This window comes from Sphingomonas sp. PAMC 26605 (assembly GCF_000241485.1).
GTDB lineage: Bacteria > Pseudomonadota > Alphaproteobacteria > Sphingomonadales > Sphingomonadaceae > Sphingomonas.
This window is the reverse complement of sequence record NZ_JH584246.1, coordinates 17,284-30,172: the sequence shown is the minus strand read 5'-3', so window position 1 is coordinate 30,172 and position 12,889 is coordinate 17,284. Positions and strand designations below refer to the sequence as shown.

Annotated in this window: 11 protein-coding genes; 6 read left to right on the top strand and 5 right to left on the bottom strand. The window is 58.9% G+C overall.

Annotation, left to right across the window (positions count from 1 at the left end; all coding sequences use genetic code 11):
- The 5 genes from traA to RH90_RS21605 form a co-directional block, all read left to right on the top strand.
- A partial coding sequence (gene traA, locus RH90_RS21625; protein WP_029625597.1) for a Ti-type conjugative transfer relaxase TraA occupies window positions 1-2,656 on the top strand: 2,656 nt, incomplete at its 5' end.
- Between the two features lie 9 nt (window positions 2,657-2,665).
- Window positions 2,666-3,373, top strand: a complete 708-nt coding sequence (locus RH90_RS21620; RefSeq protein ID WP_010189117.1) for a DUF6118 family protein — start codon at window positions 2,666-2,668, stop codon at window positions 3,371-3,373.
- Between the two features lie 58 nt (window positions 3,374-3,431).
- Complete coding sequence (locus RH90_RS21615) at window positions 3,432-3,782, top strand: sigma factor-like helix-turn-helix DNA-binding protein (protein WP_010189116.1); 351 nt, start codon at window positions 3,432-3,434, stop codon at window positions 3,780-3,782.
- 141 nt (window positions 3,783-3,923) lie between these two features.
- Window positions 3,924-4,157, top strand: coding sequence for a hypothetical protein (locus RH90_RS21610; RefSeq protein ID WP_010189114.1), 234 nt, complete (start codon window positions 3,924-3,926; stop codon window positions 4,155-4,157).
- A gap of 139 nt (window positions 4,158-4,296) precedes the next feature.
- A complete protein-coding gene (locus tag RH90_RS21605; RefSeq protein ID WP_081477079.1) occupies window positions 4,297-5,121 on the top strand; it encodes an IS5 family transposase in 825 nt (274 codons plus the stop codon).
- A 119-nt stretch (window positions 5,122-5,240) separates the two neighbouring features.
- On the opposite strand, the gene RH90_RS23815 is transcribed toward RH90_RS21605, so the two are convergent.
- Window positions 5,241-6,026: a hypothetical protein gene (locus RH90_RS23815; protein WP_157134825.1), complete on the bottom strand. Its 786-nt coding sequence runs from the start codon at window positions 6,024-6,026 to the stop codon at window positions 5,241-5,243.
- A gap of 64 nt (window positions 6,027-6,090) precedes the next feature.
- Between RH90_RS23815 and RH90_RS24675 the strand changes: the two genes are divergently transcribed.
- The gene (locus RH90_RS24675; protein WP_332306579.1) at window positions 6,091-6,216 is read left to right on the top strand and encodes a hypothetical protein; all 126 of its coding nucleotides are present in this window, start codon (window positions 6,091-6,093) and stop codon (window positions 6,214-6,216) included.
- Between the two features lie 80 nt (window positions 6,217-6,296).
- Here the strand turns inward: RH90_RS24675 and RH90_RS23805 are convergent, their stop codons facing one another.
- From RH90_RS23805 to RH90_RS21595, 4 genes are all read right to left on the bottom strand, one after another.
- Complete coding sequence (locus RH90_RS23805) at window positions 6,297-6,542, bottom strand: hypothetical protein (protein WP_157134824.1); 246 nt, start codon at window positions 6,540-6,542, stop codon at window positions 6,297-6,299.
- Window positions 6,543-6,553: 11 nt separating this feature from the next.
- Entirely contained in the window at window positions 6,554-10,774 is a 4,221-nt protein-coding gene (locus tag RH90_RS23060; protein ID WP_081477078.1) for an RHS repeat domain-containing protein, read from the bottom strand.
- Window positions 10,775-11,529: 755 nt separating this feature from the next.
- The gene (locus RH90_RS23800; protein ID WP_157134823.1) at window positions 11,530-11,865 is read right to left on the bottom strand and encodes a hypothetical protein; all 336 of its coding nucleotides are present in this window, start codon (window positions 11,863-11,865) and stop codon (window positions 11,530-11,532) included.
- Between the two features lie 130 nt (window positions 11,866-11,995).
- A complete protein-coding gene (locus RH90_RS21595; protein ID WP_029625596.1) occupies window positions 11,996-12,628 on the bottom strand; it encodes a S24 family peptidase in 633 nt (210 codons plus the stop codon).
- Window positions 12,629-12,889 lie beyond the last annotated feature (261 nt).

The window sequence follows — 12,889 nt, the reverse complement described above, 5'->3', positions numbered from 1 at the left end:
CAGTCCGAAACCACATGCGCACGTCATGATGACGATGCGCGAAGTAGGCCCGGAAGGGTTCGGGAAAAAGGTCGTGCCGTGGAACGACCGCGCACTGTTGCAGCACTGGCGGGAAGCGTGGGGCGCGCATGTCAATGAACGGTTGACTGAGCTGGGGATCGATGCGCGGATCGATCATCGCTCCTATGCCGAACAGGGCATTGAACTGGAACCCCAACACAAGATCGGGCCGGCAGCGGCGCGCCGGCCGGGGCAGGGGCTGGAAGCCGAACGGATCGAGGATCACGCCCGCATCGCGCGCGAGAACGGCGAGAAGATTATCGCCGATCCGACTGTCGCGCTGGACGCGATTACGCGGATGCAGGCGACGTTCACGACCCGCGACTTGGCGGTGTTCGCGTTCCGGCATTCGGACGGCAAGGAGCAGTACGACCAGGTAATGGCGGCGGCGAAGGCGTCGCCCGAGCTGGTGACGCTGGGCAAGGACGGACGCGGCGACGAGCGGTTCACGAGCCGTGAGATGATTGCGATCGAGGTGCGGCTGGAGCGTGCGGCCGACCGGCTTGCCGGGCGGGCAGGGCATGGTCTCCTGGCGACTCCGGGGGGAAAGGGGGGCGTCGCCAGGAGTGACGGCCTGGTGCTTGGGGGCGACCAACAGGCTGCCCTCCGCCATATAGGCCATGATCGTGATCTTGCGATCATCGTAGGTTATGCCGGTACCGGGAAATCGGCCATGTTGCGTGTTGCTCGCGACGAATGGGAACAAGCCGGCTACACGGTGCGGGGCGCGGCGTTGTCGGGGATCGCGGCCGAGAACCTTGAGGCCGGGTCGGGCATCACTTCGCGCACTATCGCCAGCCTGGAGCATGCGTGGGGACGGGACCGCGAGCAGCTGGGGCCGCGCGATGTGCTGGTGGTCGACGAGGCGGGCATGATCGGCACGCGGCAAATCGAGCGGCTGCTGTCTGCCGCGGACCGGGCCGGCGCGAAGGTGGTGCTGGTCGGCGATCCCGAGCAATTGCAAGCGATCGAGGCGGGAGCGGCCTTTCGTGCGCTCTCCGAGCGGCACGGGGCGGCCGAGATCACCGAGATCCGCCGGCAGCGGGCGGACTGGCAGCGCGATGCCACGCGCTGGCTTGCCACGGGCCGCACTTCGGACGCGCTCCAGGCCTACCGCGACCATGACATGGTGCGCGTTGCTGACACGCGCACCCAGGCGCGGGCGGTGCTGGTCGGCAAATGGGACCGGCAGCGCCAAGCGGAGCCGGACAAGAGCCGGATCATCCTTACGCATACCAATGCCGAGGTGCAGTTGCTCAACGGGGAGGCACGAGAGCGACTGCGGGCGTCGGGCGACCTTGGGCAGGACGTAGGCGTCCAGGCGGATCGCGGGATACGCCAGTTCGCGTCCGGCGACAGGATCATGTTCCTGCGCAACGAGCGCGAACTGGGGGTGAAAAACGGCACGCTCGGTACGGTCGAGCAGGTATCGGCAGATCGGATGGGCGTGCGGCTCGATGATGGGCGGCAGGTCCGGTTCGACGTGAAGGACTATGCGGCGGTCGATCACGGTTATGCCGCTACCATCCACAAATCGCAGGGCGTAACGGTCGATCGAACGCACGTGCTGGCGACGCCGGGGATGGACCGGCACGCCGCTTATGTCGCCTTGTCGCGGCACCGGGACGGGGTACAGCTTCACTACGGGCGCGACGACTTCGCGTCCGACGCGAAGCTCGCCGCGGTGCTGTCGCGCGACCGGGCCAAGGACATGGCGGCCGACTATGCGGCCGAGCCCGACGAGGCCGCTCGTGTTTTTGCGGACAGGCGTGAGATCCGGTTGCCCGAGCGGGTGCGCGAGATCGTACGGACGGTCGAGACGAAGGCGAAGAGCATGTTCGCCGGCTTCCGGCCCAAGGCGCCGGAAGCGGAGCGTCGCGACACCGTACCCGAAAGCACGAGCCGGCCCGTATCCGAACGCCCGGCGCCGGCAGCGGAGCAGAGCCAAGGCGAGCAGGTGCGAGCGTCCAAGCGTGGTATGTTCGACGGGTTGAAGCTCGATACGACGTCGGCGAGGCCGGCGCCGGTGAAGGCGTACGATCACGGCCAGGACCCCGCGTTCGTGCGTGCGGTCGAGCGGACCTCCCGCGCGGCCGAGGCGGCTTTACACACAAAGACCTCGAGTGGGATCGTGCTCGAGCATCAGAAGGTGGCGCTCCAGCGCGCGATCGACGCGCTGGACCAGCTCCGTCCCGGTGGGTCGGACGATATGCACGAAGCGATGACGCGTAATCCGGCCGTGCTGCGCGAAGCAGCTGCGGGGCGCAGCGGCCCGATGATCGCGGCGATGGCCCAGGAAGCCCGCGTGCGGACCGATCCGCATCTGCGCGCCGATCGGTTCGTGGAACGCTGGCAAATGCTCCAGGGCCAGCACGCGGACTTTGAGCGCGCCGGCTATGCAGCGGGCCGCGACAAGGCGGGGCAGGAGATGGCTGACATGGCGAAAGGCCTCGAACGCGATCCCCAGGTGGAATCACTCCTGCGCAGCCGATCGCGCGAGCTGGGGCTGGGGATCAGCGAGCGCGAGGACCGGAATATCGGTCGCGAGTTGTCGCGCGATCTCAACCGCGACCGTGACTTGGGGATGAGCCGATAGGGGGTACGTATGGACGACGGGGATGAATATGATGGCGGCGACGATCAGGCGGCACTGGCGTTCGTCCAGCTCGGCCGTGAGGTGTCGCTGCTACGCGCCGCGATCGAAGGGCTGACCGCCGCGCGGGAGTTCGCCGACACGCCTGATTATGAGCCGACGCTCGCACGCACCGAGAAGGTGTTGGCGGCATTGGTCCGCCAGATCGACGCGATGAGCAAGAGCCCGGCGATGATGCTCACGCCCGAGGAGATGGGACAGCGTTTAAACGCCGCTGTCACCGACGCCGTGCGCGAACTGCGTCACCAGATCGGGACGACGGACACGATGCTCCGCAACGTCGCGGGAAGCCTGTCCGACCGGCTGGGGTCGGCGCGGCGCGGCGACGAGCAGAACCGCTTGCTGCTGTGGACCGGTCTCGGCGGCTTGGTGCTGGGGGTGTTGCTCTACGCGATCGTGGCGGGGCCGATTGTACGGCTGATGCCGTCGAGCTGGTTATGGCCCGAGCGGATAGCAGCACGTGCTGTCGCCGAGCCTACGCCTTGGGAGGCCGGCAAACATTTGATGCGACGCGCTTCGCCGGCGAGCTGGAACGGGATCGTGAGCGCCGCCGATCTGGCGAAGGACAATCGCGAGACGATTGACAGATGCCGCACCGCTGCTGCCAAGGTAAAATCTAGGACAGTGCACTGCACGATCGATGTCAAAGCGGCTGAATAATGATCGCCTTCCCATATTCGAAGGCAGATCATCAAAGCCAGGAGGGGCAAAGCCTGCAATGATTCCCAAGACCAAGACCAAGACGCAGCCGACGAGGGCCGAGGTGATGGCCCAAGCCGATGAGCGGCGTGCATTGATGACAGCGCGAAGGGCGCAGGGCGCGACATACCGGGTAATCGGACAGGAGTTTGGAATCAGCACCAGCCGGGTCAGGCAGATCATTGAAGTTGACCAGAGTCGGCGGCTGCTCAAGAACCAGGAACCTAACCGGGTCTCGCTTCCCTCGCGAGTGCGTCTCGCGCTTTCGTATTCGATCGAGGAGCCAGAAGACGAGGACCGGAGGAGCGCGACCAGCAGCTCCCCGGCCGGTTGGCCGCGTACACCGAGCGAAATTTTCACCGCAGCTTGAACATGGGCAAGCTCGCGACCGGGGAGATGGAAGCGTGGTTGCGGGAGCGCGGATTAAGCTTCGCGCAATGAGACGCGTGAGGCGGTGGAACAGGGATGCGATCCCAGCTTATCGGCGCCAGGATGTCTATGACATCGCTTTTTGGTCGAAGCCAATCAGCTGAGCAGCGAAGATCGTTCACAGATCCTCGTAACGCTGATCGAAAAGTGCCGCACCCGCAGCATCGAACCCGACATAACATCAATCGACGACCCAGAGATCGCGCAACGAGCGGAAGCGGATTTGGATACACTCAAGCTCGAGCTGTCGGACCTCCCTCCGTTCGAGGAGCGGTTCGCGATTGTGCGTGAGCTCTATCTGTCGCTGCCCTGGTAGTAGACTGTTTCGTTAAATAGGAAGCTGGGCCCCATGAGGGGCCGCCGGCTCGCAGGCATTTATCTCGATGTCCATGAGACCGGCAGCAGCTCAGTGTGTGGGGGTTTCGCGGCAGGTGGGTTTATGATTCAAGCTGCGGATGTGGAACGAGAAGAGCCGCAGCCGGATGGCGCAGATCGCAAAGAAGACCAAACGCTATCCGTCTGATCTGACGGATGAGGAATGGGCGCAGATAGCGCCTCTCATGTCCGCTCCCGGCCGGCGTGGTCGTCCGCGGGAGGTCGATTTTCGCGAGGTCATCAACGCGGTGCGCTATCTGGTCCGGTCGGGGTGTGGGTGGCGTCTGCTGCCGATCCATTTTGGCGCGTGGCAGACGGTCTATGGGTGGTTCCGCGAACTGGCCCGTCGCTTCCTCTTCCAGACGATCCACGACGTGTCGCTGATGCTGGACCGTGAGCGCTCGGGCCGCGAGGCGAGCCCTTCGGCCGGTGTCATCGACAGCCAGTCAGTGAAGGCGCCGCATGCTGAAGCAAGAGGTTACGATGCCGGCAAGAAGGTTGTTGGTCGCAAACGACACATTGCCGTCGATACCGATGGCCGGCTGCTAATGGTCAATCTGACCACCGCCGACATCTCCGATAGCGCCGGTGCACACGTCATCCTGGAGGGTATCCGCAAGCGTTGGCCCTGGGTGAAGCACCTCTTCGCCGATGGCGGCTATGACCGGCTCAAACTCATGAGCAAGGCCGACTATCTCGACTTCGTCATCGAGATCATCCGCCGATCCGACGACCAGAAGGGGTTCAAAGTCCTGCCGCGTCGATGGGTGGTCGAACGGACGTTCGGATGGATGACCCGATGGCGACGCCTGGTGCGTGACTATGAGAAGCGCATCGACGTGTCCCAGGCGATGATCCTCGTCGCCATGGGCGGAAACCTCATCCGCAGAAACGCTCACCCGTGAATTTCAAAACGGACTCTTAAACCCATAGACATCAGGAATCCTGTAGCCGAACCAGAGTAACCGAGTGTCAGACGAGCGCCTTGGGTACACACATTACTCTGCGGCATCAGTAAATTTTATCAATGCGTCTCGGTTAAGTGTATCTCGATATCACCACCAACGGACCCAGATTGCTTGCGCGTATTTGTCCAATGATTATCGAATTTCGTGATCTCACCCCGTTTATAAACGATCCTTAGATTCCCATCGTCGACCCAGCTCACCTGAAAACTATCGGGATTGCTAATTTCAAAAATCGTTTTCTCATCCGTGGCAGACTTAGATACTATCGCCACGTTGACGGTGTCGTCGACCGTCGCTCCTCCGGTGTTGTCTCTATAAATCTTGAAGCATGCTATAGCGCTGCATTTACTTTCTACGACACGGCTTGTTGATCCGCATGATGTCAGCACTAGGAATGCTAACAATCCAAGTTTATTGACATCCCGCATCGAAACCCTTCCAGCTTGCCGTGCCGCGCTTGCATCAGTCGGGAATATCGTCCCCGCAGGCGTCACATTCGCCTTGTTGTGCGCGAACGCATAAGCGTGCGCTCCCAAGAACATTACTTGCCGCCCAATCTCCCAGCTCCCGTAACGGTGAGCTGCGATCGCACCGTAAGCGAAATTTCCAGCATCCGCTAAGTATGGTGCTCCACCGAGGCTGTCGGCTTGGCCTTTAAAGTTATTCTTAAAATCCACGTCGCCACCAGACCCGACTTGACCCAGAAATTCTCTGAACGGGTCTTCAGCCGCGTCAATCGCAGAATTGGCGCTCTTAACGTAATCCGCTATGGTTTTCCTGTTAGGGAGGGGGGACTGACGGCCGATAACCGGCGTCTTTTGCGGCAACGTCGATGCCCGCATCGCCTATGTCGCCGTCTCCCGCGCCAAGACCCACGTCACCATCTACACCGACGATCGCTTGGCGTTGGTGGACGCGATCGAGGGCCGGGACGGCGCGAAGGTCGGCGCGATCGACGAGACGCTGTTGCGTGACGATCGCGCCGGGATCGGTATCAAGACCCGCAGCATCGGCGCAGCGCTGGGGCTGTAGGTCGATGCGACAACGGCACCGTCAGGTGGCTGACGGTGCCGTCAATGACTCAACCCCAGCGTCTCGGGGTTGCCGCTGTTTCAGCCTACCGACAACCGCTTGCGAAGGACGCTGGCATAGCTTTCAACATTATTTATGCTTCGATAGTCTTTACTGTCGATTTTAAGTCCCAGCTTATTTTCTAAGGATAAGGCTATTGCCGACAGGTCATCAGAGTTTATGTGAAGGTCCTTAGAAAAATCGTCACTATCGCTAAACTTTCCATCGTAATATTTTGCTACTTCTGATCTGATAGAAGGCTCGATTACGCTGTCATCTAAAATCATGATATTTCCTACTATTCTCTAGTACTGCAGATTGCAATCGAAGCGGCATCATATGCCAATAGCGCTCCGCCGATAACCACATTGGCTCTACCCAATATGGTAGCAAATCTTACGCTCCCGAACGCCGCCTTCGTGAAGCCACGCAACGCTGCTCCCTGAACACGCGAGTTCAAGCCCAACTTGAGAGACGTATAGTTCAAGACATTGGTAAAGCGCGACGATTCACCGATCACGGGTATGCCAACGAGCGGCTTGAAGACTGGAAGAGACCCAATTTCAGAAGCAATCTTGCCAAGATCAAGACCGGCTGCGGTTTTGCCATCGCCGAACCCATACTGAGCAGCAATGCACCGTCCAACCTTATCCGCTGCCTTCCTCGCGGTGACGACGATGTCATCATTTTGCGGCGCAGCTCCATAAGTCGTCCGAAGTCTATTTTTTGCCGCATTTTGAGCAATTGCCTGAAGTGCGCCTGATCCTCCCAAAATGCCGGAGCCAAAGCCATATCCGCTACCTCCACCATTGTTGCTGCTGCCAGGCTGCGTCGGCGATGCAGGGTAGGAAATAGGGGGAAGGTCATAGCATTCGGGGCATTCTGCTAGCCCACTGGGATCGGTCTTGTTGATTGGGTCATTGCCAACATAGGCATACCAGTTGGGCCCGTCAGCATACCCAGTCGGATCGGTCTGCAGGAACCGTCCGATGGCGGCCGAGTAAATGCGAGCCTTGAAGTCGTACATTCCGAGCTCGGGAATCCAGGCCTGACCGGTGTACTGGAACCGTCCGATGTTATTGGCAGCCCGGTTGCCATATTCATCATAGGCGTTGATCGCGACTGCTTGCCCTGCGGCATCGGTCACTGCGACGATCGAGCCACGCTCATCAGCCATCAGATAGCGCTTGGTCCCCGTGCCCGCTCCTTCGTACCATACGAGGGGTTCGTCGGTCCCAGGCCCAAACACATAGCGACGCTGGATCGGCGAGCCGACCGATGCCGGACCGCGCTCCGTCACCAGCATCGTGCCATCATGCTGGAGCCCCTGCAGCGTGGTGCCATTACTGTCGAGAATGCTGTCCATGCGTCCCGCCGGATCATAAGCAAAGCGGTCACCTGTGTCACTCACGCTCGACAACTGGTTCAGCGTGTTGAAGCTATAGCTGACCGGCCCCGCGCTGGTGAGATTGCCCTTGGTGTCATAGGTCGGTGTGACCGCACCGATCGTGGTATATTGATTGAGGCCATTGGGGACGTAGGTCTGGCTGGCATTCTGAGCACCTGTCCATGCATAGACATCATTCGTACCGGTGCGCTTCGTGATCTGGCCTGAGGGATTGTAGCTGAACCCGTACGCCGTGCTTGGCGCGCCAGCGGGCAGGTTCAGGCCCAGGCTGGCGAGCCGAGCCGCAGCGTCATAGCCATAGCTCGTGCTCGTGCCATTGCCGCGCACGAGGCTCGTCCGCTGCCCGAGATCGTTGTACTCAAACGTGGCAAGCGCAGCCGCGCCGTTCTCGCGGATCACCGTCATTTCGCCGAGTGTGTCATATTCATAGGTGACGTAAAACCCGTCCGCCCAGGTCGTCCGAGTCCGGCGGCCGGCCGCGTCATATTGCATCGTCATCGTCGACAGCGCATCGACCTCACTGGTCTTGTTGCCCAGCGCATCATAGCCGATCGACGTCGTATGGCCGTTCGTTGCAACCCCGCTGACCAATCGCCCGAGATTGTCATAGCCATAATCCACATTGGGATCGGCCCAGCTTCCGCCCGGATAGCTGACGTGCGTCGGCCGGTTCAGTGCGTCATAGGTCGTCGTAATCGGCGCCGATGGATTGCCGCGCACCGTCTGGGTGGTCGGGTTAAAGTTCGCATCATAAGCGGTGATCGCGACATAGTCGGTGGTCGAGCTGCCGCCCCCGGTTGGATTGGGGAATCGCGTCTTCGCAAGCCGGTCATAGCCGTCATATTCATAGGTCGTTACATTGCCATTGGCGTCCGTCAGCGTTTGCGTGAGGCCGTCAGGTGTGTGGGTATAGTGAACGTCGCTGCTGGCGAGAGACGTGCCGACGCCGGAATGGACCGTGCTTACAAGGCCGGCGGCCTCATAATCGATTTGCGTGATCTGGTCGTCGTTGGTCGCTGCACTCTGCGTGCAGGCAGCCGGCAACGCGCCATAGGCCGATATGGTCATTCGAATTGCGGTACATTGCAGTCGCCCAGCGCCATCATAGCCATATTGGGTGAGCGCGCTATCGGCACTGCCATTGCTCAGGCGGTCAGCGGTCTTGCGGTTGGCCGCATCATACGCCGAGAACACATATTGCTGTGCAGCGAAGGTCCCGCTGGAATTGATCGTGCCGACCGCTTTGGTGTCGAGCAGTCCGGTCGCTGCATAATGCAGGTTTACAGCACGCTGCTGGAGCGGCCCTGTCCCGTCGGGATCGGCACTCACGACCGAGGTCAGGTTTCGATCGGCATCATAACCGTTCGTGGTCGCAATCAAATCGGGGCCGATGACGGTGGACGTGTTGCCGATGGGATCATAGGCATAGGACGTCGTGCCAGAAGGGGATCCCGTGCCGGATGCCACGGTAGTCGATTGCAGTAGCCCGTTGTTTGCTGACGGTCCTGCATTGTAGGCAAAGGTTGTCACGCGCTGATTGGCGGCCGCACATGGCCACGCCCCGGTGATGCACGTCGTGGCGCTGGTCGGCACCGTGACCGTATCGGGAGATGCAACAACACTTCCCGAGGCATTCTTGACCCAGGCTTGCACTGACCCATAGCCGTAATGCACCTCGGGACGCGCTGCCCCTGGAACCGGCGCCGGCGCTTGGACGTAGTCCAGCGTTCCGTTTGCGTTGTAATAGTAATTGGTGACAGCGCCGTTGGCATCGGTGGTAGTGATGGGTTTGTTACAAGTCGCAAGATTTGTACAGGTCGTGGGAAAGGTTGCGTAGCTCGATAGCGGGCCGCTTCCGTCCTTTTGTCGCTTGATGATTTGTGTCTCGTTGCCGCGGTTATCCATTACCCATGCGACGGTGCCAAAGTTTGTGGTATTTTCGGGAAGATAATAACCAGACAATCGGAGATATTGATCAAATCCGTACCGGATGGTATGATTATTTTCGTCGGTTAGCGACGTTAAGGTTGCCTGATTAAGAACTGTAGCTACGCGCGGCGTCGCGATTGACGGCGTTGTCATCGACACCGTCGTCTGTGAAAAGTTTCCAGAATATGTGTACGTCCAGGGCGCAGAAAATCCGGCCTGCGTCACGCTTGTGACCCGCCCCTGACTATCATAGCCGTAACTGACATTGTCGCTGCCAAACCCCGGCGACCGGCTGCTGGCCAACCGGCCGGTGGATGTATCTGTCGTAAAGCTTTTGGTACGCGCAGCCGGATCAGTCACGGTCTCGACGTTGCCGCTAACGCTATATGCCACATGCGGCCATGCCTGGGTTAGCGCGCAGCTATCGGCGGCCGGATCGCAATAATCCACCGCATTGTTGATGGCCGCCACATCTACGATATGCGCCCAATCGCGGACCGTCGTGGAAGACAGCGCATTGGTGGCGTAGCTATATTTTAGCTGATAGCCGAGCGAGTTCGTTACCGACTGCAAGCGAACGGCATAGGCGGTCGTGCCGGAGGACACGTAAGATGCCCGGACATAATTGAAATATGTCTTTAGGCCGGTAGGGCGCGTGACCGATTTCACGATGGCGACCGGGTGATTGCCTGCCATGTAGCTGGCAGCATTGTCCATAATAGCTTTGTCAAAAACGTATACCGTTCCGTCCTTGTCGGTATAGGTGATCAACGTGTTGTCGTACGTCAGCGTTGCCCCGTCTCGCTGATCAGACTGCATGACGCCGTTCACAAGTGAGAACGTATGATTGGTGCGATCAATTTCGACAGCTGCATTCGATCCGTTAGCGACCCCAACCACCATGTAGTTATTGTCGATCCAACTCCCAAATCTCAAATGACGGACGAGGGACAGGCCCGTGTCGCTGGTACCGATCGAAATTTCGGGATCGTCTAGGATGAGATTGCCCGTCAATAGATCGACACCACGGTCGTCAACGGACGAGCGCACCGGCGGTGTAGGAACGGCAACCGACTGCGCACTGGCCTGAACGGTCAGGCCTGAGCAGAGTGCTGTAGAGAGTGATAGAAATGCGAGGCGCGCACGAAGCCGCCGCCGCTCGACAAAAGCCGAGGTCGTCATGGAGATTTCCTTTATATATGTGAGTTTTTAAGCTGCCTCAGCTCGGCAGCGGTCGACGCCTAGGTCGTGAAAAAGCTGTCAATAACACATATGTTAGACGAACTATCGTAGTGATAGTAAATCCCCACGGAGCGTACGGCCGTCTTTCCCACAGATACGATCGACCACAATCGGTTTTTGCTATCGTTATTCACGTCTGCGGTGAGCGTTAGCTGACCCTGAGAGCAGGATGACCCGGTAAAATACAAGGTGACTGCGCCATCTCCATAATCTTGTAGACGCCAATCTGTGGGAACAGCCTGGACTATTTCAGCGCTTGCGAGATCCGCAGTGACCATGCTGGAGAAACTAAAAGCGACGCACGACATAAAAAGCCGCAACATGGATGTCTTTTTCATAAATGCTCTTTCTATAATAAAATATTACTATTGAACTCCAATTATCGCCAATCCATTCAATGGGACGACAAAAGCGCTTCGTAGCTCGAATGTAACGATTATGGCTGTACGATTGCCATTAGCGTCAATTCCAAATTTCTTTGTAATTATGCTTGGAAGAAAATTGTCATTTCGAACTTCGACTAATCTGCTCTTTGCGTCATATTTGTAATCGATAGTTTCGCTTGCTGATGCTTCGCAAGAAGCAAACAGACTAATGATAATAAATATGAATCCGGTTATATTCATAACGATGACTTTCTGTGGCGCGAGTGTTTACAGGTCGCCTAAAAGCTCCCAGGGCGCATGCTCAGATTCTCAATCAGCGATGTGAATGTAGTCGACCGTTTCGGTGTCAGGCCAAACCGAACATGTTCCTGTGCCCTGAACTTCGATTTGCTTGTGTAGCGCGACCGCGGTGAGCAGCACCGACAAACGAGATTGTCCGGCAGGCGTTCGTGCATCCATTGCCCAGCGCCCGGCGACCGTGGCGCATGAAGGTGCGGACGTGCGGGATCCGTCTTGGTTAAACAGAATTGGCCCATCGTTCAGCGCCAACAGCGATGTCGGATTGCCGGGCGAAGCCGTCGACGCGATGGCCGGCGATACGACGAAAAGACTCGTCGCGACCGCGCAAAGTAGGAAAGATTTCATTTAAACATCTCCAAGCCCAGCAACGGCGAAAGCGAAAAGGGTGCCCCCCGCCTGCTGGGTCGAACAGATGTGTCTCAGCTAATTTCCTACATTAATCCTACAAAATCCTCTTGGTCTTATTTTGTTGGAATTAGCTGAGGCGCCGCCCTGCCCAAACGACGCGGCCCACAACCCTTACGCTGTCCAACGGGCAGTCCTTCCACGTTGGGTAGGCCGGGTTGTCGCTGGAAATAGTCAGCGTTGCCGAGCTGGGAGCGAGGGCCAACCGCTTTACCATCAGCGTATCGTCGCGCCGCAGGACGTAAATGCCATCCCGGATTTTGGTGACGTTGGAGTGATCGACGAGGACATCGTCGCCGTCGGCGAGTGTGGGCGCCATCGAGTCGCCGCTTACCTTAATGATCGATAGATTCGACGGGTTTGCCTTGCAAATTCCCCGCAGCCACGTTTGGTCGAACGCATAACTTCCAATCGCAAACTCGTTTTCAATCAGTTCGCCCGGTCCGGCTGAGGCTTGCACCGCCATGCGACCGACGCGTACCATTGGCTGTGCGGCAGGACCTCCAAGCAGCTCTTCATCGATCTGGAAGAAACTGGCGAGCAGTTTGCGATCATTCTCCTCCAGCCGGACTGGAGAGCCGCGTGTGACGAACTGCTGGATGTAGGCCTGGTTGCGCCGGAGCATGCGAGACAGGGCTGCATATCCGACGCCATGTTCGGCAGCGAGGCGCTTCAGGTTATCGCGAGCTTCGAGATTGGTCATGTTGAGAGGATATCGATAAGAAAAGTTGGAGACAAGTAGGAAAGCAGGTGAGAACATTGGCGGAACATTGATTCGGAGTCGATCATGCTTCTGCTACCTCGTATCGAGCTACACCTTCAAAAGCGCCGAATGGCGCCAACCCGCTTCGGTCGCGACGCGATTAACGACCCTCGGCTGGTATTCGACCTGCGCGACGGTCGTGAGCTTCGTGATGCGACCGCTCGTCGGGTTCGCGCATATCTGGACCGGAATGACCAGGAC